This window comes from Paenibacillus violae (assembly GCF_032461945.1).
In the GTDB taxonomy this organism is placed as follows: Bacteria; Bacillota; Bacilli; order Paenibacillales; family NBRC-103111; genus Paenibacillus_E; species Paenibacillus_E violae.
This window is the reverse complement of the sequence record NZ_JAWCUD010000006.1, coordinates 56178-81601: the sequence shown is the minus strand read 5'-3', so window position 1 is coordinate 81601 and position 25424 is coordinate 56178. Positions and strand designations below refer to the sequence as shown.

The following is a 25424-nucleotide window of genomic DNA, read 5'->3' as shown; positions in this document are numbered from 1 at the left end:
AAGCCCCTTTTGGGGCTTTTCTTATTTTCTTTTATAAATTATTATGAAAAGAGAACTTACGGTATGTGTATGCGTTCATGAATGCAAATCTAACCACTTGGTGATGCTATGGATTGGAATAAGGCACTAGAATTGGCATATATCGCACCGAACTCCGATTGTCATTTGATTGTTGTCGGTGAGTCCAAAGATGGACAGCCTTTTTGCTATGAAGATAATTTCTACATTGATAAAATTGGAGAAGATTCCTTCACAGTTTGTTTAGAGCTCGCGGGCGCGTTTCCATTCGACAAACTTGAACATGTTTCTTTTATTGAATTTTCTTTTAAAGACCGTGGAATTTTATACTATACGCACGTGGAGTTACTTCAACTTGAGATAAAAAAAGCGATTTGTTACCTCACGCTATCTATTCCCGAAGAGATTCAGCAGCATCAGAACCGACAGCACAACCGGGCTAAGATCTCCCTTCGAACACCCATTACCCTTCAAATTGTCGGCATTCGCGGCTTATCCGCACGCAAGGGCGTCGCTTTCTCCGGACAGCTGCTCGATATCAGTGCAGGAGGTCTTTCTTTTGTTACGACAAACCGGCTTTTTTATCCCTTATTTCTGGAATTCAGCTTCATCCTGTCAGGATTTCCACACCCCATTACCGCTTATGGCGAGATTATTAGGGTGACAAATTTCAGCAACGATTCTTATCGTGTCGCTGCCAAATTTCGGCATACACCTGAATCTATCCTGCAAGAAATTGACAAATACTGCACGCTTCAATAGGAGGAAAACGATTGAAATACAATGTCATTGAACGAGGCGATGATATCTCCAAGGAGCTGACAGCACGGTTCCACGCGCTCGCCGCTGAACAAGGTATGCCAAGGGATGAAGAGAATCCCGACATTGTCCTTTCCATTGGTGGAGATGGGACGATGCTGCAAGCCTTTCACAATTATGTACATCGACTGGATCACATCGCTTTCGTCGGGCTTCATACCGGACATCTGGGCTTTTTCGCAGATTGGAAACCACACGAGTTAGATCATTTAGCTTCGCTCGTGTTCAATGTAACCACCCCAGAGGAACTTCATGTTGTCCAGTATCCCGTTGTTGAGATTGAAATCACGACTGAAAATGGTGTAGAAACGCATTTGGCTCTCAACGAATTTACGCTGCGGGGCATTGAAGTATCGCTCGTTGCACGTCTGCACATCAACGACGAAATGTTCGAGATGTTCCGCGGTGACGGGATCTGCATATCCTCGCCTGCGGGGAGTACGGCTTACAACAAAAGCTTGGGCGGAGCCATGGTCCATCCATCTTTGGAAGCTATTCAGGTGGCAGAGATTGCTTCAATCAACAATAGAGTTTACCGAACTTTAGGCTCGTCCATGATTTTGCCGGCGCACCATCACTGTGACATATATCCAAAAGCACATCAGAATATGCTGCTCTCTCTTGATCATAAGTACATGCAGCGCAACGATGTCGTTTCTATTCGCTGCCGCGTTGCTTCCCATGTCAAAGTAAAGTTTGCCAGATTCCGTCCTTTCCCTTTCTGGAACAGGGTTCGCGAAGCTTTTGTAGGATTAGAGTTAAAATAAGCCAAAAAAAAGACGCCTTCCTTCCTCTTGCGAGTGGGAATGGCGTCTTTTTACTTATCTACTATGGCGTAGTCGTCGATGGCTCAGAAGGTGCCTGCTGTTGCTGCTTATTTCCATTTACTTTTTCAATAATGAAATACGCACAACCAAAGTTGCAATACTCATTCAAGTAATCCTGAAGAGCGGCAATGGAGGTTTCCTTCGTTGCTTTGGGGTGGATTTCCTTGAAGAAACCCCTCAGCCTTAATTGGCTGTACCCCCAATCGCCAACAATATAATCATAACGCTCTAAAACTTCGCTGAAGCGTTCTTTGAATACTTCAAAGTTCCAGCCATTTTTATGGTCGGTAACGAGCTCGTATGTTTTATTGGCAATATGAATCATGATGGTAGGAAGCTCTCCTTTCTATGACTCGTTCGTGTTCTAAACGCTCGATGCGGATTTAACCTGCTCATGGGCATGGTAGGAGCTGCGCACCAAAGGCCCAGATTCAACGTGTTTGAATCCGCGCTTCATGCCTTCTTCTTTTAGAAGAGCAAATTGCTCAGGTGTGTAATATTTGGACACGGCCAAGTGAATTGTCGACGGCTGCAAATACTGTCCAATCGTCATAATATCGCAATCGACGGCACGCAAATCGTCCATCGTCTGCAACAACTCGTCCCATTCCTCCCCTACGCCAATCATGACGCTGGATTTGGTCGGGATGCTTGGGGCAATACGTTTGGAACGTTGAAGCAGCTCCAACGAACGGCGATATTTCGCCTTGGAACGGACGCGGTCTGACATGCGTTCCACGGTCTCCATATTGTGATTCAGAATATCCGGCTTCGCTTCAAGAACAGTAACCAAAGATTCTTCACGGCCCAAGAAATCCGGAATCAGCACTTCCACGGTACAAAGTGGCAGCTTGCGGCGAATCGCTTTGATGGTTTCTGCGAAGATCATCGCGCCGCCATCCTGCAAATCATCACGTGCAACAGAAGTTACAACGCAATGGCGCAGTCCCATTTGCAAAGCAGCATCAGCCACGCGCTCAGGCTCTTGCAGATCAAGCTCTGTCGGCAGCCCCGTTTTCACAGCGCAAAAACGGCACGCACGCGTGCAGATGTCACCCAAAATCATGAACGTAGCGGTTCGATTCGCCCAACATTCATGTATGTTCGGGCATTTAGCTTCTTCACAAACCGTATGCAGCGTCTTCGAACGCATCATTGATTTTATTTCTTTGAAATTTTCATCTGTTTTCAGATTAATTTTTAACCAGTCTGGTTTTCTCTCTAATGGTTTTGTAGGCATTATATTTCCCGCCTTTTATTTGGTTTCTCAATGTTGTTATTATATCATGAATGCCTGACAAAACAATCCACTTTGCCAGCCAGTTGTGATACACTTATCTAGATGGACCAAAACAGCTCAGCTATTTACATATAGGCTGTATGGGAGGAAAGAAACATGAGCATACAAGAAGTAACGCGAGAGAAGGATCGCAAGCTTGGCGAGATTTTAAGAGGCATGGGCCGAGTATTGATCGCCTTTTCCGGCGGAGTAGACAGCACATTTGTCCTCAAGCGTGCGCAGCAAGAGCTCGGTGATCAAGTTCTGGCCGTCACAGCTGCATCCGAAACATTCCCTTCACGGGAATTCGATGCAGCCGTCGAGCTTGCTGAACAAATTGGTGTCCGCCTGTACAAAACAGAGGTCAAAGAATTGGAGAATGCCAATTTCGTCGCCAATAATCCGGACCGCTGCTACCATTGCAAAACGGGTCTTTATTCACATCTGCAGCAATTAGCCAAAGAATTAGGTTATCCCTACATTCTGGATGGTTCTAATATGGACGATCTCGGTGATTACAGACCGGGGCTGCAAGCCAAGAACGAGCAGGGTGTCCGCAGTACTCTACAAGAGGCTGGGATGACCAAAGATGAAATCAGACAGCTTTCCAAAGAATTAGGTTTACGTACTTGGAATAAACCGTCTTTTGCTTGCCTGTCCTCCCGTATTCCCTACGGAACACAAATTGAGAAGTGGAAGATTGACCAACTGGACGAAGGCGAGTACTTCCTTTCACAGCTTGGTTTATATCAAGTACGCGTACGTCACCATGAGAAAATTGCCCGGATCGAAGTCATGCCGGATGAAATACATAAAGTGGTGGAGCATCGCGACGCAATCTATGAAAAGTTCAGTAAGCTCGGCTTTACTTACGTAACGCTGGATCTGCAAGGCTACCGAACTGGCAGCATGAACGAAGTGCTGTCTAAGGAAACCAAAGAAAAGGTGAAAGAAGCATCCTTATGATGGACTTGGAAAAGATTTTGAAGCTCGTACAGACGGGCGATCTGGACGTCGAAGAAGCCAAAAGGCAAATCATCAAGGAAGGCGGCGGCGAAGGCCCTGGCAACCTTGATCTCGGATTTGCCCAGCTGGACATCGATCGCGAGAAGCGCACTGGCTTCCCCGAGGTTATTTTCGGGGAAGGCAAAACCGCCGAGCAGATCGAGGCCATATTTCGGCGGCTGATGGAACACACCGACCGCGTGCTTGCTACGCGGGTCGACGCGGCCAAAGCCGCCCATGTAATCGCTGCCGTGGAAGGTGTCACCTACCACGAAACAGCCAGGTCGCTCACTTGGTTCAAGCGACCGATGTTGAAAGTCCACGACGGCTATATCGCCGTCGTGTGCGCAGGGACCTCCGACCTCCCCGTGGCGGAGGAGGCCGCTCTTACGGCAGAATGCCTAGGCAGCCACGTCGAACGCGTGTTCGACGTGGGTGTAGCCGGCATTCACCGGCTCTTCCGCCGGCTAGAACTTATTCGCGGTGCTAACGCGATTGTGGTCGTTGCCGGCATGGAAGGCGCGCTCGCCAGCGTGCTTGGCGGGCTCGTATCCAAACCTGTCGTCGCTGTGCCGACGAGCATCGGTTATGGCGCACACCTTGCAGGGGTGGCTCCGCTCTTGTCCATGTTAAACAGCTGTTCACCTGGTATCTCTGTAGTAAACATTGACAATGGCTTTGGAGCCGGCTATTATGCAGGGCTCATTAACAAAAATATGTCGAAACGAGCGTGAGATTCGTACCATGCGTATTCTATATTTGGACTGCTTCTCCGGAATCAGCGGCGATATGACACTTGGCGCTTTGGTTGATGCAGGGGCAGACCGGGCTTATATTGAAAGTGAGCTAACCAAAATTAAGCTTGAACCGTATGTCCTGGAATGGAAGCGTGTAATTAAGCGCGGAATTTCCGCACTTAAATTGGACGTCATCCTAGATCCGGAACACCCGCCTAAGAAACATCGTCATTACTCAGAAATCGTCAAAGTCATTCAAGAAGCTGGATTTAATGACCGTGTCACATCGCTCAGCTTAGCCATCTTTGAGAAAATTGGCATCGCTGAAGCGAAAATCCACGGGATTCCAGTTGAAAAAGTGCATTTCCACGAAGTCGGAGCTATCGACTCTATTGTCGACATCGTTGGTGCAGCCTTGGCTATCGACTCTTTGCAGATTGAGCGCATCTATGCATCTCCTGTACCGTTAGGCTCAGGAATTATTCATATTGATCATGGCACATACCCGGTTCCCGCTCCGGCAACTTTGGAAATGATGCGTGGTTTACCTATCGCTTCAACGAACCATAGCCTTGAGATGACTACGCCAACTGGCGCAGGTATTATTTCCGGAATTGTGGACGAGTTCTCCAAAAGCTTTCCGCCAATGATCGTAGACACGATCGGATACGGGGCTGGCACAAGGGATTTGCCAAATCAGCCTAACGTGCTTCGTGTCGTAGTCGGTAAAGCAGATCCTTTCATTGGAAAATGGCAAGTCGGTCATGAGCACATCGCGCATGAACATAACCATAATCATGGCCATTCCCATGACGATCACCATCACCACCATGATCATGACCACCATCACCCGCATACTCACGATCATCAATAAGAGCAAAAAGCCTCTTCCTAGACTTAGGAGGAGGCTTTTTTGTGCTGCAGCATAAACTGCGTTCTAACTTCTTCATAGACCAATTTCAACGGTACTTGATACTCTTTGGCTACCCGTTCACATTCTTTAAATTCAGGGGCATACTGCACCAATTTACCTTGGTGATAGCCTACTTTTACCGTTAACAATCCCCATTTGGTATCCACTTGCTCGAATTCTCTACCTAATCTATGGCAGGAAGCATGCATATATCGAATGCCCAGTGTCGTTGTTTCGCTAAAGATCACGTCTTCTATGGAAGAAAGTCGTGTCGCTTCAACCAGCACATTCAACATAATGCCTGGCCGCCCTTTTTTCATAATAATCGGTACGACATAGACATCATTAGCTCCAGCATCGAAGAGCTTGTCCATAATATAAGAAACCCACTCTGGATTCATATCATCCAAGTTCGCCTGAATTAACAGCATCCCATCGTCAACATGCTCTTCCCTGTGATTAAAACTCACCCTTCTCACCTCATAAAGGCATCATAGCAAAAAATGGTTGAATACGAAAGTTGTAAGGATAAACATCCACTGAAGAGTACATCCTAAGAACTAACATTTCAGGAAGGATGATAGTGATGAAAAGCAAACCTTTTTGGGCGCGGGTTCTAGCTTGTTGCCTCCTCCTATCAGTAGCCGAATCAGGGACTCACTCACGTATGGCGGCTTCCCAAGCTGCTGCATCTGAACAGTCTTATGCCCCAGCTCCGTCGAAGGTTAACCCCAACCTGTACGCTGAGCGGAAAGAATTATTTGAGAAAACGAGTATAATTTCTGATATCCCTTGGGCTTACTTAGCTGCTGTCGATCAATATGAAAGAACAATGAATATTGCTAAGAAAAGACCTGTGCACAAAGGAATTACAAGCATCTACTTTCCTGAATCGGATTGGGCCGGCATACTGAATCCAGACCAACAGGATACGAATCCAAAAAGCATTTCCTTTTTTCACGGCTATGGAAGAGATGGCTCGGGGGATGGGGTCGCAGAACGAACCAACGATTTGGATCTATTAGCTTCAATGGCCTTTCTCATGAGTAAAAACGGAACGAAAGAGGAAAATTTACTCATAAACTTATGGAATTATTATCAAAACTCACGCAGCGTCGAGCGTATCAAACAATTCGCTACTATTTTTAATACACTTGACACACTCGACCTTGGAGAGCATGCATTCCCCTTGCCAGTGAGCGCGGACTACTCTTATCGTAGCACTTGGGGAGACAGCCGCGGCTGGGGAGGGCACCGCTCTCATGAAGGAACGGATTTATTTGCACGGCATGGAGTGCCTGTCAGAAGCACTTGCTACGGGATAGTAGAAGTGAAAGGTTGGAATCCATACGGCGGTTGGCGGATTGGGATTCGCGATGTGAACAATATATATCACTACTACGCCCATCTTTCCAGCTTTCAAAAAAGTCTCAAGGAAAATGATATTGTCAAACCCGGGCAAACCATCGGTTGGGTTGGCAGTTCGGGTTACGGCAAGCCTGGAACGTCAGGGAAATTTCCGCCTCATCTCCATTTTGGTCTCTACCGGGATAATGGGTTAACGGAATGGAGTTTCGACCCTTATCCTTCTCTCCGAAAATGGGAACGTGAAGATCGAAATAAAAGAAGAAAATAAGCCGCTCCCTTATGGAGTCGGCTCTTTTTGTATCGTTTCTTGCGATTGGACTGCATCTCCCTTTGGTGTCGTTGTTCCGATATTCGGAACCTGTGGAAGCGACAAGCTGGGCAGTCCTGCGTCCTTACTCCCCCCTACAGGATTTCCTTTGTTATCGTAATAATAAGTAGGAACATCCCCTACTACAAGGGAGTATGAAATAGGAATTTCTGTTTCCACAATTTCTGTATCTGAGTCAAAGGGGATAATAACCGATACTTCAGCAATAATGCGTACATAGACTTCAAACATCACCATATTAATACCAGCATTTTGTGAACGTGTATTTAGATCAACTTTCACATTGCCAACCGGCAGCAGCCTAATTGGAATATCAGGACCAAACGAAGCGAGAATCGCACTGTTCATCGCTTGCCCAACTGGAATGTGTTCAGAGATGGATTGTAAATGATCAAGCTCACCTTGCACGGTTTTTATCGTATCCGATGTGATGCGCATATGTTCATTATAATTTAACATGAATCCCGTTATTTTCCCGTTTTTATCCATTTTCCAATCGATAAGCTGCTCTGCTTTCGTATTCCCTGCCACATGATCCGCAATGGCGCTATTGATCGCCTGTGTAGCAATCTGTTTAATTCGAACTTTCGCCAAATTCATCAATGGTGGTCTAAGATTGTGTTCAACATAAATAAAAAACTGCACACAAAATAAGACAAAGATGAGAAGACTGATTAACAGCACCTTTTTGCGGTTTGATTTCCCTGTAGGTCTGCTTCTCCACCGTCGCCTTTGCAGCATCCTATTTCCCCCTTGCCCCGCTTGTCATTAGTACTACCTTATGCGGACATGAGGTGAAAAAGAAGCTTAGGAGCCGTTCTTCAGCTCGTTGGAGTGCGCCCCCTACCCTACTGTTCCAATGTTCATACACTATGAGCACTATCCCATTCACACAGAAGTATAAAATTATAATTATTTCCAAAAATGCGTTGCAATGAGAACGTATGTTTGATATTCTTTAAATAGGAACATAAGTTCTTGAGTTTCATTTCAGGGAGGGCTAAATGGATTTAACTCATATGTCTTTTGAGCAGTTTAAGAGTCGTTTCTCCACTGAAGATCATTGCGCGCAATACATTTTTCAGATGAAATGGCCTGAAGGCTTTATCTGCCCAAAGTGCAGCCATCGACATGCCTATATAACCAAAACTCGTAAACATCCTTTATACGAATGCAGCGATTGTCGTTATCAAGCCTCTCTAATCTCAGGAACCATTATGGAAGGTAGCCGAACCGATCTGCGCAAATGGCTGTTAGCCATATTCCTCGTCTCCCGTACCGATCAGGGAACTACAGCTACGAGTCTTTCCAATCTCATTCAGGTTACTTACAAAACCGCTTGGCTAATCTTACATAAGATTCGGTCCTATATTCAAAACTCCGACACACAGATTCCCCTCTCAGGCTCCGTTCGTATTCATTCAGCCATTTATGGCCGCCCATTCAATCCTTCTGTTCATAGACACCCACAAGAGCACCTTCTTCTCGTAGGTTCATCAAGTAGTGAATCGTGCAACTCAAGCTACATCAAAATAAAACATATTCAGCTTTCTTCCCCGAAGGAAAGGCATATTTCTCGTAACGAAATTCATACATTTCGCAAGCAGCATATTGAAACAGGCACACAAAAGGTCGAAATTATTACTGGATTTTATACACCAAAACGTCTGCGTCCATTGCTCGAGATTGCCAAACAAGCTAGCAAATGGATTAACCAAACCTTCCATGGTCTTGGAGCCAAACATTTACAAATGTATTTAGACGAATTTTGCTATCGCAGGAACCTCACTGCAAGGAACATTTCTATTTTCACTCATTTAAGCGAGGTTTGTTTCTCCATGGCGGTGTATACATGATCTGAGTCACGGGGATAGTCGCAATATACAGTACCAGCATCAATAAAACCACCTTCAAGGAAGGTGGTCTGGAATTTTACATGTATTTTGTGATAAATGATTAGTAACGATCCATAATCAGCTGAGTTTTCAAAGAATCTTGAGCTAGGAACCATCCTTTACCCTGCAAATAGGTGACGAGTTCATCATGCTTGGCTGAGGCTGTCGATTGACTAGTTGTTTTGAATGATGCTTCTACAACATATTCTGTCCCTGTGCCTGCTGCATTCCGAATTGGCCATACTTCGATGTATAGCTGCTGACCGCTCCAAGTACCAACTGAGCGTTTGGCAAGTACTGGGCCATAAATGCGAGAGGAAGACAGTTTACTAGTCCCCCATCCGCTTGAGACCCAGTTATTAAATTTATCAGGAGCATTGTTGATAAGAAGACTGCGTGAATCAGCTTGGTTAGGAAGATCCATACCGCTATAACCTGATTTGCTGCCACTTTTCGTACGAGTAATACTCAAGGTTTTCTTTTGGTAACCCCATTCAACTTGAGCTTCATACCCCGTATCTCCTGAATTGAAGCCCTCTTGGTTAGCTAAAGTTAGCGCGCCATTGATATCATTACCTGTAATGGCATAACGTTTTTTATAACTAAGTTCGAAATCGTTCTCGCCTTCTGTTTTGCGAATTCTCGGGCTCCATCCATTGTTGTAAATATCTTCAGCATTCGTGTCGAGAAATTGAACATTCATCTTCGTTACAGTTTCGGGCATGCCAAACGCTGATCTTACGGTGCTTGTTAGCTTGAAGTCCGACCCAAGAACGACATTCGGATTAAGAAGAAGCTTGACCTCATAATCCGGAACCATGTTGCTTGCAGCCGATGCAGATTGAGGTGCTCCCCCGAATCCAACTAATGCACTTGTTCCAACGATTGCAGCCATGACCAACTTTAATGCCTTTTTCTTAAACATTATTTCAACTCCTCTACGTTTTTGGAAAGGTTTCCCTCCCAGACAAGAGCATAAAGAAGTTTTGTCATTGGATTGTCAGCTCAACGTGTGTTTTTTGTAAAAGAATTTACTCACTCTGGACAGAATCACGCAAGTACTGGAAAAAACTATCAAAGAATGAGGACCGAATCCGGTCTTCGTTATATGTGAAATAGATGTAGCGTTTAAAGGGATTTTGGGGGATTTCACGATACACTAGCTCGGCTCGCTGCATCTCTTTTGCAATCGCCATTTTTGAAATAATCGAGACGCTGTCGCCGGTTAATACCGCTTGCTTAATGGCCTCCAGGGAGTCCATCTCCATAACGGGCTTCAGTTCAATGCCTAAGCTTTTTGCCCATTTTAATGTCATGCTACGCGTGCTAGACTCTTGTCCATGCAAGATAAAAGGAACGTCCTTCAATACCTCTGGATGAAGATTAGGTTGTCTCGCCAAGCGATGTTTCGGGTTAAAAAAGAAGACCAACTCGTCTTCACATAACGTTTCCCCGATCAGGGGCGCCCACTGAAAAGGCTCCGCCGACATAATGCCAATGTCGATTTCATGATTCAAGAGCATTTCTTGAATGACAGGAGAGGTCCTGATGGTAAGTGAAATTGAAATTTGCGGATACAGTTTAGAGAACCCACTTAAAATGCTCGGAAGCACATACGTGCCAGGCACGTAACTTGCTCCAATTTTCAAATGTCCGCTCCCTCTCTCATCAAACTCCTTCACAACTCTCTCCGCTTCTTGAGCCAACGCATTAATCTTCTTTGCATAGTGGTTCAAAGATTGTCCCGCTTCTGTCAAATGAACTTTTCCTGCTTTTGAATAAAATAAACCCACGCCTAGCTCTTGCTCCATGCTTTTCATATGGAAGGAAACCGTCGGCTGCTTCAACCCTAATTGATCGGCAACCGTGGTAATTCGTTTGTGTTTATCCAATAGCTCTACGATTTGCAGCTTAATTAAATTCCAGTTCATTTCAAAACTCTCCTTATCCATCATGGCCTGCAAAATCATTATAGAAAAAATCTATGGAGAATAATAGTTTCCCAACAAAAACTTAACAATAGATTTACCTTAAGTTGACACTCCGCTAATTTTGCTCACCTAAACTAAGATTGTTCCTAAGAACGGAAGGAAGCTTGAGATGACTTTACAACTTCACGGTATCAACAAATCCTTCGGCGCCTCGCCGGCGCTCAAGGACATTCAACTAACCCTTACCAAAGGGAAATTTACAACTTTGTTAGGACCATCTGGGTGCGGTAAGACAACATTGCTCCGAATCATTGCAGGTCTAGAGTCTCCAGATCAAGGTGAGATTCATTTGGGAGATGTTTGTCTCTTCTCCAAGAGCCGCAGAATTAACCGCCCGGTTCATCAACGAGATTTTGGTATGGTGTTTCAGGATTTTGCCCTTTGGCCGCATTTGACGGTCTTGGAGAATGTTGCTTTTGGACTCAAGGCAAAAGGCGATACAACAAATTGGCGTCAACGTGCAATGGAAGCTATTGATTTGGTTCAGCTAATGGGAATGGAGAAGCGATATCCCCATCAACTGTCCGGCGGCCAACAACAGCGAGTCGCACTTGCCCGGGCCATTGTAGTTCGTCCACAGCTAGTCTTATTCGATGAGCCCATGAGCGCTTTAGACGCTCTATTGCGCGAAGAAATGCGTATCGAACTTATGAATCTGGTACGAAATATTGGCTTCACGGCCATTTATGTGACACACGACCAAATCGAAGCCATGTCCATGTCGGATGAAATTGTCGTCATGCAGAGCGGGGTCATTTTGCAGAAAGACACACCTGAAGCCATTTACTGTAAGCCTACCCACCCGTTTACAGCCCGTTTTATCGGTAAAACCAATTGGCTGGAGACGGACAAGCGGCTCATTCGCCCTGAGCATATCCGTTGGGTACGCTTAACGGAGCAAGATCTTATGTATTCAGGGGTAGTACAAGCTGTCAGTTATATCGGCGAGCGCTATGAAATCAGCGTAGATGTTGGTGAAAAGGAAGTTTGGATGGCCTATCATCCATCACGTTTGGCGATAGGTGAAAATGTAAACCTTTATATTTCAAAAGAACAGATTCATGAATTGTAGTGAGTTGAAATTAACCAAAATTGAGAGGGTGCATGTAAAATGAAAACGAAAATGAAGAAGAACTTTCAAATGAGTACCATAGCCTTGATGTCCGTTCTACTAGGTGTTAGCTTAACTGGCTGCGGTACAGCTAGCAAAACCTCTAATTCAAGCCCATCTACTGCTACTCCGGCTGCGTCAACTGCTTCAACGGCTGCTGCAACAGTTGCACCAACGCCTGAGGCTAAAAAGCTTAGCGGAAAAATTGTTGTTTACAGTGCAGGCCCCGCTGATCTCGCTACCAATATCCAAAAAGGTTTTAAAGCCAAAACAGGTGTGGAAGTTGAAATGTTCCAAGGCACAACAGGTAAAATTTTAGCTCGTATGGAAGCTGAAAAAGCAAATCCTGTTGTTGACGTGGTTGTCTTAGCTTCCCTCCCTTCAGCAATTGGTATGACAAAAAGCGGACTAACACTCCCTTTCAAAGAAGCTAAAAATGCTGACAAGTTGATCTCTGATTACTCCGATAAGGATGGAAATTATTTCAGCTACAGCCTATCTGCACTAGGTATTGCTTACAACACCAAGACAGTTACTAACCCTCCAAAAGAGTGGAGCGATCTAACCAAACCAGAATGGAAAGATAAAGTGAATATTCCGGATCCTGCACAGTCTGGTTCAGCACTTGATTTCATGACAGGCTACGCGAATAAAAACGGCGATTCCGCTTGGGACTTGTTTGGTAAAGTGAAAGCTAATGGCGCTATTATTGCAGGCGCAAACCAAGAAGCTATGGATCCTGTTATTTCAGGTGCCAAAAGCATCGTAATGGCAAGCGTTGACTACATGACATATGCTTCCAAAGCGAAAGGCGAGCCAATTGATTTAATTTATCCTGCAAGTGGGACTGTTATCTCACCACGACCTGCTATGATTATGAAATCGAGTAAAAATGTAGATGCATCTAAGGCATTTATTGAATACCTACTTTCTGACGAAGCGCAAAAAATGGTTACTGACTCCTACCTGCTTTCCGGACGCAGCGATATCCAAGTACAAGGAAGAGTAAGCGCGAAAGACATTCCTGCTATTAAGGTTGACTGGAATTGGATGAATGATAATCAAGCTGGTGTGACACAGAAATTTACACAATTATTCAAAAAGTAAGCTCCGGACGGGGATGACGATTAAATGGTATTCAAACGTACGGGGACGTTTCTGGCATTGCTGCTATTAGCAATGCTGGTCGTCCTTCCTCTGTTATTTGTATCATTCAAAAGTATTTGGGTGAATGGCTCGCTCGATTTATTGGCACCCATTCGGGTCGTGTTGGAGAAAGATCTGACTGGTGTATTCAGTCACTCTTTAATGCTCGGTATATGGGTCGTGGTTGGCTGTACGCTGCTTGCGCTGCCCTTAGCTTGGATCATGGCCAAAACACCGCTTCGCAAGCATCGTTGGCTCGATATTGTGCTGCTCATACCATTCATGACACCGCCGTATATTGGCTCCATGGGATGGATCTTATTTATGCAGCCTCGCGGGTACCTTGAACAATTTTTTCCAGGGGCGCAATGGATTAGCAGTCAGTTCTTCAGCTTATTTGGAATGATTACCATCATGAGCCTTCATTTGTTTCCATTTCTGTACTTAATTTTACGCAACGCGATTCTCCAAATTGGCAGCAACAAAGAAGAGGCTGCCGCTGTTCACGGGGCTAGCTTCTTTTATTCGTTATGCCGTGTCATGCTGCCGCTTGTCTTCTCCAGCTATGTCATGGGCGCACTGCTTATCTTCGTCAAAACTTTGGCTGAATTCGGCACACCGGCAACATTCGGCCGGCGCATCGGGTATTTCGTGTTAACGACCGAAATCCAAGCCTCAATTTCCAGTTGGCCTGTCGACTTTGGGAAAGCAACATCGTTAGCCTCCCTATTATTACTGGCCTGTCTTGTGCTTTGGTACATCCAGTCGGTAGTAGTTCGCCGGAATTCTTATAATCTTGTCGGCGGCAAAGGCACCCGTGACAAAGTTTCCTTCTATCTCGGCTGGCAGCAAGCGATAGCCTGGCTTTATGTAGCTCTGTTACTTGCTGCATCCATTGGCATCCCGTATTTCTCCATCATTTCAGCTTCGCTGATGAAGCTCCGCGGAGGCGGGCTGGCTTGGAACAATCTGACGCTGCTTCATTACGGCGAGCTGCTGAAATGGGGCTCACCCAGCATGAAAGCACTGCTGAACAGCCTCGGGCTCGCCCTGCTCGCCGCTTGCTTAGCAGCCGCGCTTGGCACCTGGTTCGCCTTAACGATCGGCCGCGCCAAGCGCCTGCCGCAGCGTATAACCGATATGTTCAGCCTGCTGCCGAACACAGTGCCCGATATGGTCCTCGTCGTTGGACTCATTATGTTATGGAATGCGCCATGGATGCCGCTGCATCTCTACAACACCTACGGCATGGTCGTCCTCACTTACGTGGTGTTCTTCCTGCCGTATACGGTGCAATACGTCAAGGCACGTAACGGCCAGCTGGACGAATCCTTGCGGCAAGCCGGGCAAGTCTTCGGCGGGCAGCCCTTGTACGTGTTCCGACGTATTGTCCTGCCACTGCTGCTGCCGGGTATTATTGCCGGCTGGATGATGACCTTCACCATCTCGCTGAGAGAGCTAGTCGCCTCGCTGATGGTGCTTCCGCCGTCGATGCAAACGTCGGCCACCTATATTTTTGCTCAATTTGAACAAGGTCAAATTTCGCTCGGCATGGCGATGGCCGTCGTTTCCGTCGGTCTCACAACTGTGCTGCTGCTTATTGTGAACAACATGAATACGAACAGAAAGTGGAATGTGGAATGATGCAATTGAACGTTTGGGGCGGCGCTGGCGAGCACGGCCGCTCCTGTTATTGGATAGGTAATGAACAGACATCCATTTTGCTCGATTGTGGTGTAAAACGGGAGGGATTCGGAGAATATCCGCTGATCGATCCGACCAAAGTTGCGGAATTGGACGCTGTCTTTCTTTCTCACGCGCATGAAGATCACTCAATCGCAATCCCTTCCCTATATAAGCTAGGTTATTCCGGCAAGGTATATACGACCCGCCTAACCGCTCAACAGCTTCCTGGGTATTATGCCGCTTGGGAGAAACATGTCAAACTGCAAGGTGGAGAACTCCCCTACGATGAAGCGGATATCGCGCGTGTCCAATACGTTTTCATCGAAGACATGGCCCCGCCTCAGCAATGGATTGAGCTCTCTCCAACACTTAGCATATGTTGGGGTCGCAGCGGACATATGCTGGGCTCGATATGGATGCTTTTAGAAATCGATGGGAAGCGATTGTTCTTTTCCGGAGATTACAGCGAAGATTCCCTGCTCCTGGGCACAGATTTACCTAAGGACATCATCAATGGAGGCATTCCTGTAGATGTAGCAATTATCGATGCCGCTTATAGCACCGATACCGAATACCAAAACGAGAAGCTGGAGAAGCTTTTCACTACGGCTGAGGAGATTTTAAATGAAGGTGGTCAATTGCTGCTGCCTGTTCCTGTTTGCGGTAGAGGGCAAGACCTGCTCCTGCTTATGCGTCAGCGTTTCCCCGAAACGCCGATACGGGCCGAATATGAGCTCATTCAGGCTATGGAGCTTATGCTCCAACACGCCGATTGGTTGAAACCAGGCATGGAACACATCCTCACAGAAGCTTTGAATAATGAAAGCTTTGAATTAATCCACAATGAGGATCAACGTAAACGATTATTCCATGAGGATATGACCAATTCTCGGGCAGCTATCTGGTTCACAAGTGACGGGATGATGCAATCTCCCAAATCTCAATGGTACTACGAGCAGTTTCGCACGAACATGACGAATGGCATTCTTTTAACCGGGCATGTCGCTATGGGAACAAGGGCGCAGCGCCTGCTAGCGATGAGCGATGAAGAGCGCGGCTGTCAATTGAGAATGGTTCGATACAAGATCCATCAAGGGTTGCCTGATGTGCGCAAGATGACGCAATCGTTAAACAGCAAGTATAAGCTTCTAGTCCATGCTCCAAAAAAAGAAACAGATGCCCTGCTTAAGCAGCTAGCATCTGAAGGCATTGAACATTTACTTTCCTTACAACCCGGTGATACGGTCAATTTTTAACTATACCGCTTATTATGATTTCAGCTCTTCCCACAACTGATCCCAAGAAGTTATCCGTGGCAAATTAAGATGCTGATTGTAGGATCGGTCTTTTACATAAGCTTTCACTGGCAATTGAGATAAAGTCTCAAGAACTTTCGGCTTATCGTCGAAATAATAATCCAATTTCAAGTCCTCGATAATATGTACTTTCTCGGAATCACTCATTCCGCAATAGAAATGACCTTCTGCAACGGGAAAACCATTTTGAATAAGCCACTCTCGCGTCCGTTCCGTATGCTCTTTCGCTCTTGCCGTAATATAGTAAACCTCATGGCCCTGCTTGACTAACTCGTGTAAGATCTCACGTGCATGCGGGAATGGAGCACAGTCAGAGTAATAAATATCATCGCGGAGGCTCTGCCAGAGCTTCCCTCCCTCTTCTTTCGTCAACCCGAAAGCATCATGAATCTCCATGGTAGTTAAAGCTTGAAACACGTCCAACCCGATATTTTGATTCAACTTGCGATTATAAATGTGAAAAGCATGTTCTCTTAAATTAATGAGTGTATCATCAATATCAAAACCAAATTTCACCGTTGCCCCTCATTTCACTAGTGCCTTTATTCCTTTAGTATAAGCCCAAAAAGACTTGCAAATACAGAAGCTTGCCCTCTCGAAATGATGCAGCCGCGTAATTCTTCCACACCCACGCCTAGACTAGTGAAATCACAGGAACTAAGATCGATTCCAGCCAACTTGGCTCCCGTAAACTGAGCGCGATCCAGCTTACATGTCTCAAAGTACATCTTTTGCAGTGTTGCCTCATAGAAATCAGCACTTAAAAGCGAACATTCTTCAAAAGCAACTTGTCTGAAATTAGCCATCCGGAAATTAACATAATCCCCTAAACAAGAATCGAACAGCACATTTCGAATGGTTGCTCCTGTCATATCCATCCCGATAATTTTGCAATTTCTAAATTCAGTTCTATGAATCGTAGCTTCTCCGAAATCTACATTCGATAAATCACATTTCTCGAAGATGACGTCGGTCAACTCAATGTCTTTCATGGCAATTCGTGTAAAGGTGACATTTCGAAAAATAATTTTGTCAAAAGCCACTTTTGACGCTTTCTGATTATCCATTATACAATCGCTTATAATTCCAGTGTGAAAGCTATCTTCCGAGTTCAGCGCCTCATCGGGCAGTGATATCGAAGGCAACTCTTTCGGCATCTTTGGTGCTTCAATTTTGGAAGTGCTCATTCGGATGCTCCTCTGTCTACTAGAATGATAGGTTTAAAAAATAATAACCGATGTTAGGCTCTGCAGCATAAAGAATAGCGAACCCCACTTACGTTTAATGTAGTTTCGGCCGCGAAAGAGCCTTGTTTTAATCGTCGTAACAGGTAAGTTCACTTCTTTGCTAATGTCTTCCAGAGACATATCTAAAAAGTATTTATACACGATCAGCGTTTTATATTTATCGGGCAATTCGCGAATCATCAGTTCTACCTGTTCGGCTGTTTCTTGCTCAATTAATTGAAGTTCAGGTGTTTTCTCAAGGCTTGTCAGCTTATCATAAAAAGGCAGCGCATCTTGAAACGGATTTGGATTCGTATCCATGGACAACTCCGCCTTCTTTTTACGCAAAAAATCAATGGTCACATTTTTGCCAATGCTAAAAATCCAAGTAGAGAAATTTTTGCTTGCGTCAAAGCGATGGGAGTGCTGATACGCCCGTAAAAAAGTCTCTTGTACGACATCCTCCGAATCCGATTTGTTGCGCAGTATCCGATAGGCTAAACGGTAAATTCTGTCCTTATACAGCTCAAGAAGTCGGCTGAACGCTTTGGAATCCCCTTGAGTCCACATTGTTGCAAGCTGACTATCGCTTAATTGCAGCATGTTACAGCTCCTTTTTCTTAACTGCCTTCTTTTCGACTCTACCTTTATATTCTACCAAATCGAATCAAAAAAAAGAAACCTTTACAGGTTTCATAGGTGTCTATTTATCGATAAATTTGGACACAGATTCTGCTTTTTCAGAGGCTGCGACGACAATGAGCACGAGAATGATTCCAAAGAGTATAAACCCGCCTATTATCATGCTGTGCACCTTCTTTGAATGAGTTGAGATCCTCTTATTCAAAGATATGATGCACAGTTTCAATTATGCGCTCTTTTTAGTTGTGAGATTCCGTTTTGTTCTTATTGCGAAGTAGGCTGAGAATAATCGTTCCGCCAAACAAAGCAATAATCACGGAGAAGAAAAGAACATGGGAGATATGGATACCAAATGCGCCGGCAATCATCTTAAGACCGATCACGATAATAAGAATGAACGCTGTTTTTTCCAATTCCGGAATTTTATCAATTAATTTCAAGAAGACTTGCGCCACACCTCTCATCATGAGTACGCCCAAAATACCTCCGAGGAACAGTACCCACACCTTTTCGCTGACACCAAAAGCAGCAAGCACGCTGTCTACACTAAATGCAATATCCATCACTTCTACCGCTAATACTGTACGCCAGAAGGAAAGACCTTTGTTCTTCACTTCACCATTCTCATCCTCTTCATGTTTCTTGAAGAAGAGATTACTGATTGCGATCCAGAGGAGATAAAGACCACCAAGTACTTTAATCCATGTAATTTGAACTAAGAAAGTACCCACACCGATAGCTACAAATCTAAAGATGTAAGCACCAATAAGTCCGTAAAATAACGCCTTTTTCTGCTGTTCCTTAGGTAAGTGTCTAACCATAACCGCTAGTACTAACGCATTATCCGCCGAAAGCAAGCCCTCTAAGATAACAAGTGTACCGATAATCCCCCAGTTTACGGGATCTGTCACTGTTTCCGATAACACTTCCCAGCTAAAAAAACTAAGAAAGTTATTGATGAAACTTTGAAAAAAATCTGCCATGCGCCTTGACCCTCCTGTAATTTTCCCTAGTATTTACTGCCTGCAACCCATTCTCATACCCATCTGAGGAGTCAGATCCAATTGCGCTTAATTTACACGCTGCGCCGTATCTATATAATTCTCCTGCAACTATAGCTGTCTCGATGGAGAAGTGATTTCCCAGTTATATTCCAGCATATCTTGCTAGTGCCTGGATGAAGTATGCCTATTGGCTAGCAAAGGGGTGATGCCTAAACTGCACCACCCCACCTAGTTTAAGCTTTACTCCGCATCAAGTCCATAATTTTTGCATAATGCTTGAAGACCGCCTTGGAAGCCACTTCCAACCGCTTGGAATTTCCATTCCTGACCTTGGCTGTCTCGGTATAACTCACAAATGACAACCGCAGTTTCAATTGAAAAATCTTCACCTAGATCATAGCGTAAAATTTCTTGACTTGTTACTTCATCGAAAAGACGAACAAATGCATTGGACACTTGTCCGAAATTCTGATTGCGGCTTGCTGCATCATGGATGGTTACGGCAATACCGATACGGTGAATATGCGCAGGGATTTTCGAGAAATCAACCTTAATCTGCTCGTCATCGCCGTCTCCATCACCAGTCCGGTTGTCTCCCGTATGTTGAACCGAACCATTTGCACCAACCAAATTGTTATAAAAGATAAAATCTTCAATGCCTTTGGCCTTATTGTCAGCATGCAGCAGAAAGGCCGAGGCATCTAAATCGAAAGAATGACCGCCAGAATACTTGTTGGTATCCCAGCCTAAACCGATAATCGCCTTCGTTAAACCGGGGTTTGTTTTGGTTAAGTCAATTCTTTGACCTTTGGACAAGCTGATTGCCATATCCAACAGCTCCTTAGAATATTTTTGACTTATTAGGAAGTTTGCAAGCCGTAATCACGAGCTAGTCCACCAAGACCATCTTTGTAGCCGCTTCCGATTGCGCTGAATTTCCACTCGCCACTGTGACGGTACAACTCACCAATTACTACGCCTGTTTCGATAGAGAAGTCTTCGCCAAGATCGTAACGGATCAATTCCGCGCCAGATCCTTCGTTAAGGATACGCACATAAGCATTGGATACTTGTCCGAAGTTTTGGCTTCTTACATCCGCTTCATGGATCGTGATACAGAATGCAATCTTTTCTGTTTCAGCCGGTATATTAGCCAAATCCACGCTAACTTGCTCATCATCCCCGTCTCCAGCACCTGTACGGTTGTCACCGTTATGAACAATGGATCCATTCGCATTTTTGCGGTTGTTATAGAAAATGAAGTCAGCTTCAGAATTCACTTTGCCAGCTGCGTTCACACAGAAAATGGAAGCATCTAGATCGAAATCTTTACCGCCATCGTATTTATTCGTGTCCCAGCCTAAGCCAACAACCACTTTCGTCAGACCTGGGTTTGATTTTGTCAAATCAACTTTTTGACCTTTAGATAATGAAATCGCCATGGATAATGACCTCGCTTTGTATAGTGGATTATGTGTAACGTTTAACTAATTGACCAATTGTCGTATCCGTACTGCCTTCACCAATCGCATTAAATTTCCATTCACCACTATGGCGGTAAATTTCACCAACGATTAAAGAGGTTCTACCAGCGTAACTATCAGTTAGATTAAACTTAACCAATTCTTGTTTATTAGAATCATTCAGAATTCGAATGTAAGCGGATTGAACCAGACCGAAATCCTGTTTTCTATTAACACAATCGTAGATATTTACGACGAAAATGATTTTACTAACGTCCGCAGGCACTTGACTCAAATTAACCGAAATTTGCTCATCATCGCCATCGCCTTCACCTGTACGGTTATCTCCGGAGTGAACAACGGAGCCATCGGGACTTTGCAAATTCGCGAAGTACACGACATTTTTCTCTTTTGTCAGTTTACCATTCGCATCCAATAAAATCACTGAAGCATCGCAATCGATCTCAACTGCTGTTTTCTTCGTTCCGAAAAAGCCTTTTTTCTCAATTACAGCAGGATCCCATCCGAGACCTACAACTACTTTAGTAAGACCGGCATTCCCTTTTGTTAAATCGATCTTTTGACCTTTGACCAAACTGATAGTCAATCAGGCCACCTCCTTCACAACTTGTTTTGTAGTACGCTCAATACTTTGATACGGATGAACGCCCATCACGTTTCACAAGTTTCGATTAATTTTTCAGACTCCATACATATTTTTACTTTACAACACTATTTTATCCAAAATTCGCTAATTTTTTTGTTTGATCGTTCCTCGAAGAATTGGTTTAGCAACCAGCTTAATTGGACAAACAGATAATTATCACATCTAAGGAGCGTTCTCATGGATGCAAGTTTGTCGAATTCATTGGAAACTGTTTCCTACTCACTCGATGATAACCTTCGAACTCTTCAGGTTATATATACAAAATGCAAAGATGTCAATTTCCACGATTTCCTTATTGGAGGAACAACCAGAGCCCTCATCGTTTATATCGAAGGGATGGTTAATCTTGAAGCATTGGATCGAAACGTCCTAAGTCCTTTACTTAGCGAGACAATAGAAGAATGGAATTACACGGAAAAGGAACTGTCATCCATTATTTCCATCTCGGACGTCAAGGAGACTTCGACATTCTCAGACATCATTGCTCATCTTTCTGTAGGCAATGTCGAACTTCTCATCGACGGAATCCCTCTGGCATACTCGCTAGGTCTTGCTCACTGGGAAAAGAGAAACATTGAGGAACCGTCGGCAGAATCCGTTATTCGCGGACCACGCGAGGGATTTACCGAAACAATGTCTGTTAATACAGCTATGCTTCGGAGGAAAATTAAAAGTCCTTCCCTCAAAATGGTTTCGTACAAAGTAGGAAAACACACACGCACGGAAGTCGTCGTTATTTACATGGAGGGCATCGCCAATGAGGGGCTCATTCAGGAAGTTGAACAACGGATTGCCGAAATTGAAATCGACGGCATTCTGGAAAGCGGATATATCGAGGGTTTAATTGAAGATCATCCGCTGTCTCCTTTTCCACAAATTCAAGTAACAGAACGTCCGGATGTTGTCTCCGCGGCGCTTCTGGAAGGCCGTACAGCGATTCTCGTAGACGGAACGCCATTTGCTTTGATAGCGCCAGCCACGCTGTTCTCGCTTTTGCAATCGCCAGAGGACTATTATCAAAGATTTATTATCGGTACCTTAATTCGATGGCTGCGCTATATGTTTTTTTTCATAACACTGCTGCTTCCATCTTTGTATGTGGCAATTTTGACCTTTCATCAAGAGATGGTTCCCACATCTCTCTTGCTAAGCATTGCGAAGTCCAGAGAAGATATTCCGTTTCCCGCACTCGTTGAAGCTCTTCTCATGGAAATTTCTTTTGAAGCGCTCCGCGAAGCCGGCGTTCGTCTCCCTAAGCAGGTAGGTGCCGCTGTTAGTATCGTAGGCGCGCTCGTCATCGGTCAAGCCGCAACCTCCGCGGGTTTGGTGTCGGCTCCAATGGTCATGGTGGTGGCTATCACGGGAATCGCCTCCTTCATGATGCCGCAGTATTCCACAGGCATCGCTTTGCGAATGCTTCGATTTCCCATCATGATTTTATCGGGAATTCTAGGGCTGCTTGGACTCATGCTTGGATTTATTGTTATCGTGATCCACCTCTGCTCCTTAAGGTCGCTTGGCGTTCCTTACCTTCAACCACTTGCGCCGATTAAAGCAAAAGAGTTGAAAGATGTGATCATCCGTGCACCTATCTGGTCCATGCGGACCCGCCCTAAATTTACCGGAAGGATGAATACGATTCGACAGCCCTCTGGACAAAGACCAGATCCGCCAAAAGGGGATGACATTCATGATTGAAAAGGGACGTATTTCTCCCCTTCAATTAGCTATCATTATGCATCCAACTGTCCTGGCTACCGCCACCTTATCTGTCCCGTCCATCACGATGAAAACCTCCGGCATTGATATGTGGATGACACCACTGGTTGCGACAATAGTAGGGTTTTTGTCCGTGATTGTTATGTATCGCCTATATATCAAATATCCGGAATTAACCTTCATCCAATATACGGAATCGATTCTCGGCGTGTACGCAGGGAAGGCGCTGTCCGGCTTCTTTCTCGTGTCGTTTATTTTTACGAATGGGCTCGTTCTGCGCGAATACGGGGAATTTGTTGTCGGTAACTTCTTACATGAAACACCGATAGCACTCGTCATTTTTTGTATGGTGGCTGTATGTGCGTATGTCTTATACGAGGGGATTGAGGTGCTCGCCAGAGTCTCACAAATCCTTGTTCCTTCGGCTGTGCTCATCATTTTCATCATGCTGATCTTGATGATTCCTGATCTTCATCCCAAAGAGATGTTTCCTATTCTGGGAGATGGCCCGCTTCCCCTACTAGTGGGGTCACTTGTCCCCTCTTCTTGGTTTACCCAGTTTTTTATGTTGTCGTTTCTTTATCCATTTTTGAATAAAAAAAAGCATGTCTTGCAGTGGAGCTTCATCAGCCTCGGCATTGTCATGATCACCTTATTGACGATTAATCTGACCATTTTATTAATGTTCGGATCGCTTACGGTTAAATTCAATTATGCTTTCCTCGTTGCAGTACGTTACATTTCCATTTCTGACTTTCTGGAACATGTGGAAGCACTAGTAATGACCATTTGGATCATTGGGATGTTCATTAAAGTATCGCTGATCTACTATGCCACTGTGCTAGGCACGGCGCAATGTTTGGGGCTCTCTGATTATCGGCCTCTTATCATTCCAGTTGGCTTTCTGATACTGCTGCTCAGCTTTTGGGTTTCTCCTAATTTTCAGGAACTCATGCACGCTATAGGAACGAATATCCCTTTTTTGGCACTGATCACACAGCTTGGTATCCCCTCCATGCTTCTTATTGCCGCTTCTTTCAGAAAGGGGCAGCAAGGATGAAAGCAATGCTGAAGCTACTACTAACGGCAGTTCTCTTCACCCCGCTGCTGACGGGCTGCTGGGATCGGACGGAAGTGAATGATTTGGCACTCGTCACCGGAGCAGCGATTGATAAATATGACGATACGTCGATCGAATTAACGTTACAGATTTTTATCCCACGAAGTCCCGGCGGCGGTGGCGGCGGTTTGGAAAGCAGCAACAAAGGAGGCAGCATTCAAACTTCCCTCGTCAAATCCGCGGTAGGCGTAGATATTGCTGATGCGATTTCTAAGATTCAAGAGAAGATGCCGCGCAAAATTTTCTGGGGTCATACCGAAATTATTATTTTCGGTGAGTCTGTGGCACGACAAGGAGTTCGAGACGAGGTCGATTACTTAATGAGAGCGCCTCAGCCGCGAGAGCGTTCCTTTATGTATGTTTGCAAAGGAAGCGCACGCGAAATTCTCGAGATGAATACACGGCTGGAGCGAAACTCCTCAGAGATCATGAGGGAGATTGGCAAGAGTAAAATCATCCTTAGTGTAACGTTGGCGGATTTGGCACAAATGTTGGGGAATCCGTCCAGTGCTGCCGCCCTGCCTTATATTGAACTTCTGGCGGCAAACACCCCGAGAAATCACGACGACACAGGGAGTTTCACCAATTATACGGCTGTATTCAAAGACGATAAGATGGTCGGCACCATTGACGATCCAACCACCCGCGGCCTGCTATGGCTCAGGGACGAGATTAAAACAGCCGTCGTTACTGTGACGCCGGAAGGTACCTCCGGCCATGTTTCCCTTCGACTATTGAAAAGCAAGACGAAACTGCAGCCAATCATCGAAAATGGCAAGTGGCGCATGAACGTCTGGATTCATACGGAAGATGATGCCCTGCAAAATACAACTTCACTGGATCTCGCCTCCGATCACCAAGCTGTTAAACGTGTAGAAGCCGCTATGAATGACGATATTGAAGAGCGTGTCGCAGTCGCTTTGCGAAAGGTTCAGCAAGGTTACAAAGCGGACATTTTTGATTTCGCTGGGGAATTCCACCGAGCGTACCCTAAGGAATGGCGGCAAAACCAAAAACGTTGGAACGAGATCTTCCCAAACGTCGAAGTTACTGTACAATCGGATGCCAGAATGCTGCGTCCTGGGCTATCCAGCATCAAGTCTTCTCGATCCCGAGAGGAAAAAGAAAAGGAAGAGGAATAGGA

General features: G+C 45.1%; 28 protein-coding genes and 1 pseudogene. 15 read left to right on the top strand and 14 right to left on the bottom strand.

The features are described from left to right. Positions 1-108: 108 nt before the first annotated feature. The gene (locus RQP52_RS18210) at positions 109-780 is read left to right on the top strand and encodes a PilZ domain-containing protein (RefSeq protein WP_315953195.1); all 672 of its coding nucleotides are present in this window, start codon (positions 109-111) and stop codon (positions 778-780) included. 11 nt (positions 781-791) lie between these two features. After that, positions 792-1604 carry an NAD kinase gene (locus tag RQP52_RS18205; RefSeq protein ID WP_315953194.1) on the top strand — a complete coding sequence of 271 codons (813 nt, stop codon included), beginning with the start codon at positions 792-794 and terminating at the stop codon, positions 1602-1604. A gap of 61 nt (positions 1605-1665) precedes the next feature. Here the strand turns inward: RQP52_RS18205 and RQP52_RS18200 are convergent, their stop codons facing one another. Together RQP52_RS18200 and lipA are read right to left on the bottom strand one after the other, a co-directional pair. After that, positions 1666-1989, bottom strand: coding sequence for a YutD family protein (locus RQP52_RS18200; protein WP_315953193.1), 324 nt, complete (start codon positions 1987-1989; stop codon positions 1666-1668). A gap of 39 nt (positions 1990-2028) precedes the next feature. Then, positions 2029-2904, bottom strand: a complete 876-nt coding sequence (gene lipA / locus RQP52_RS18195; RefSeq protein WP_315953192.1) for a lipoyl synthase — start codon at positions 2902-2904, stop codon at positions 2029-2031. 156 nt (positions 2905-3060) lie between these two features. On the opposite strand from lipA, the gene larE reads away from it, so the two are divergent. From larE to larC, 3 genes are read left to right on the top strand one after another with little or no spacing between them, the layout of a single operon-like run. Next, positions 3061-3909 (top strand): ATP-dependent sacrificial sulfur transferase LarE, encoded by an 849-nt coding sequence (larE, locus tag RQP52_RS18190; RefSeq protein ID WP_157319677.1) that lies wholly within the window; start codon positions 3061-3063, stop codon positions 3907-3909. Then, positions 3906-4682, top strand: coding sequence for a nickel pincer cofactor biosynthesis protein LarB (gene larB / locus RQP52_RS18185; RefSeq protein WP_315953191.1), 777 nt, complete (start codon positions 3906-3908; stop codon positions 4680-4682). The genes larE and larB overlap by 4 nt, the downstream gene beginning before the upstream one ends. Next, on the top strand, positions 4642-5559 hold the full coding sequence (gene larC, locus RQP52_RS18180; protein WP_315953190.1) for a nickel pincer cofactor biosynthesis protein LarC: 918 nt from the start codon (positions 4642-4644) through the stop codon (positions 5557-5559). Before larB ends, larC begins: the two co-directional genes overlap by 41 nt. Before the next feature lie 23 nt (positions 5560-5582). Here larC and larC2 read toward each other — a convergent pair whose 3' ends face one another. Continuing rightward, on the bottom strand, positions 5583-6068 hold the full coding sequence (larC2, locus tag RQP52_RS18175) for a nickel pincer cofactor biosynthesis protein LarC2 (protein WP_315953189.1): 486 nt from the start codon (positions 6066-6068) through the stop codon (positions 5583-5585). Between the two features lie 197 nt (positions 6069-6265). Here larC2 and RQP52_RS18170 point away from each other — a divergent pair, with 197 nt between their 5' ends. After that, the gene (locus tag RQP52_RS18170) at positions 6266-7234 is read left to right on the top strand and encodes a M23 family metallopeptidase (protein WP_315953188.1); all 969 of its coding nucleotides are present in this window, start codon (positions 6266-6268) and stop codon (positions 7232-7234) included. A 9-nt stretch (positions 7235-7243) separates the two neighbouring features. Here RQP52_RS18170 and yunB read toward each other — a convergent pair whose 3' ends face one another. Continuing rightward, positions 7244-8035, bottom strand: coding sequence for a sporulation protein YunB (yunB, locus tag RQP52_RS18165; RefSeq protein WP_315953187.1), 792 nt, complete (start codon positions 8033-8035; stop codon positions 7244-7246). A 263-nt stretch (positions 8036-8298) separates the two neighbouring features. Between yunB and RQP52_RS36500 the strand changes: the two are divergent. Together RQP52_RS36500 and RQP52_RS18160 are read left to right on the top strand one after the other, a co-directional pair. Further along, positions 8299-8475, top strand: a pseudogene (locus tag RQP52_RS36500) (transposase); the annotation flags it as partial. Between the two features lie 36 nt (positions 8476-8511). Continuing rightward, positions 8512-9150: a hypothetical protein gene (locus tag RQP52_RS18160; protein ID WP_315953186.1), complete on the top strand. Its 639-nt coding sequence runs from the start codon at positions 8512-8514 to the stop codon at positions 9148-9150. A 100-nt stretch (positions 9151-9250) separates the two neighbouring features. Here RQP52_RS18160 and RQP52_RS18155 read toward each other — a convergent pair whose 3' ends face one another. Further along, the gene (locus tag RQP52_RS18155; RefSeq protein ID WP_315953185.1) at positions 9251-10114 is read right to left on the bottom strand and encodes a hypothetical protein; all 864 of its coding nucleotides are present in this window, start codon (positions 10112-10114) and stop codon (positions 9251-9253) included. Between the two features lie 106 nt (positions 10115-10220). Next, complete coding sequence (locus RQP52_RS18150) at positions 10221-11120, bottom strand: LysR family transcriptional regulator (protein ID WP_315953184.1); 900 nt, start codon at positions 11118-11120, stop codon at positions 10221-10223. A gap of 169 nt (positions 11121-11289) precedes the next feature. On the opposite strand from RQP52_RS18150, the gene RQP52_RS18145 reads away from it, so the two are divergent. The 4 genes from RQP52_RS18145 to RQP52_RS18130 are packed head-to-tail and all read left to right on the top strand — an operon-like array spanning position 11290 to position 16379. Next, complete coding sequence (locus RQP52_RS18145) at positions 11290-12252, top strand: ABC transporter ATP-binding protein (protein WP_315953183.1); 963 nt, start codon at positions 11290-11292, stop codon at positions 12250-12252. A gap of 39 nt (positions 12253-12291) precedes the next feature. Further along, on the top strand, positions 12292-13398 hold the full coding sequence (locus RQP52_RS18140) for an ABC transporter substrate-binding protein (protein WP_315953182.1): 1107 nt from the start codon (positions 12292-12294) through the stop codon (positions 13396-13398). Between the two features lie 24 nt (positions 13399-13422). Further along, positions 13423-15081: an ABC transporter permease gene (locus RQP52_RS18135; protein WP_315953181.1), complete on the top strand. Its 1659-nt coding sequence runs from the start codon at positions 13423-13425 to the stop codon at positions 15079-15081. Further along, on the top strand, positions 15078-16379 hold the full coding sequence (locus RQP52_RS18130; protein ID WP_315953180.1) for an MBL fold metallo-hydrolase: 1302 nt from the start codon (positions 15078-15080) through the stop codon (positions 16377-16379). Before RQP52_RS18135 ends, RQP52_RS18130 begins: the two co-directional genes overlap by 4 nt. 12 nt (positions 16380-16391) lie before the next feature. Here the strand turns inward: RQP52_RS18130 and RQP52_RS18125 are convergent, their stop codons facing one another. The 8 genes from RQP52_RS18125 to RQP52_RS18090 form a co-directional block, all read right to left on the bottom strand. Next, positions 16392-16955, bottom strand: coding sequence for a 5' nucleotidase, NT5C type (locus tag RQP52_RS18125; protein WP_315953179.1), 564 nt, complete (start codon positions 16953-16955; stop codon positions 16392-16394). 26 nt (positions 16956-16981) lie between these two features. After that, positions 16982-17626 (bottom strand): pentapeptide repeat-containing protein, encoded by a 645-nt coding sequence (locus tag RQP52_RS18120; RefSeq protein ID WP_315953178.1) that lies wholly within the window; start codon positions 17624-17626, stop codon positions 16982-16984. 33 nt (positions 17627-17659) lie between these two features. Continuing rightward, entirely contained in the window at positions 17660-18268 is a 609-nt protein-coding gene (locus RQP52_RS18115; protein WP_315953177.1) for a sigma-70 family RNA polymerase sigma factor, read from the bottom strand. Positions 18269-18546: 278 nt separating this feature from the next. Next, complete coding sequence (locus RQP52_RS18110) at positions 18547-19290, bottom strand: TerC family protein (RefSeq protein WP_315953176.1); 744 nt, start codon at positions 19288-19290, stop codon at positions 18547-18549. Further along, on the bottom strand, positions 19259-19453 hold the full coding sequence (locus RQP52_RS18105; RefSeq protein WP_379173757.1) for a TerD family protein: 195 nt from the start codon (positions 19451-19453) through the stop codon (positions 19259-19261). Before RQP52_RS18105 ends, RQP52_RS18110 begins: the two co-directional genes overlap by 32 nt. Before the next feature lie 98 nt (positions 19454-19551). Further along, the gene (locus RQP52_RS18100; RefSeq protein ID WP_315953175.1) at positions 19552-20139 is read right to left on the bottom strand and encodes a TerD family protein; all 588 of its coding nucleotides are present in this window, start codon (positions 20137-20139) and stop codon (positions 19552-19554) included. A gap of 32 nt (positions 20140-20171) precedes the next feature. Next, a complete protein-coding gene (locus RQP52_RS18095; RefSeq protein WP_315953174.1) occupies positions 20172-20753 on the bottom strand; it encodes a TerD family protein in 582 nt (193 codons plus the stop codon). A gap of 28 nt (positions 20754-20781) precedes the next feature. Then, entirely contained in the window at positions 20782-21381 is a 600-nt protein-coding gene (locus RQP52_RS18090) for a TerD family protein (protein ID WP_315953173.1), read from the bottom strand. Between the two features lie 237 nt (positions 21382-21618). On the opposite strand from RQP52_RS18090, the gene RQP52_RS18085 reads away from it, so the two are divergent. Genes RQP52_RS18085 through RQP52_RS18075 form a run of 3 tightly spaced genes read left to right on the top strand, consistent with a single transcriptional unit; the run spans position 21619 to position 25422 of the window. Beyond that, a complete protein-coding gene (locus RQP52_RS18085) occupies positions 21619-23139 on the top strand; it encodes a spore germination protein (protein ID WP_315953172.1) in 1521 nt (506 codons plus the stop codon). Continuing rightward, entirely contained in the window at positions 23132-24220 is a 1089-nt protein-coding gene (locus RQP52_RS18080; RefSeq protein ID WP_315953171.1) for a GerAB/ArcD/ProY family transporter, read from the top strand. The genes RQP52_RS18085 and RQP52_RS18080 overlap by 8 nt, the downstream gene beginning before the upstream one ends. Then, on the top strand, positions 24217-25422 hold the full coding sequence (locus tag RQP52_RS18075) for a Ger(x)C family spore germination protein (RefSeq protein ID WP_315953170.1): 1206 nt from the start codon (positions 24217-24219) through the stop codon (positions 25420-25422). The genes RQP52_RS18080 and RQP52_RS18075 overlap by 4 nt, the downstream gene beginning before the upstream one ends. The last annotated feature ends 2 nt before the right edge of the window (positions 25423-25424 follow it).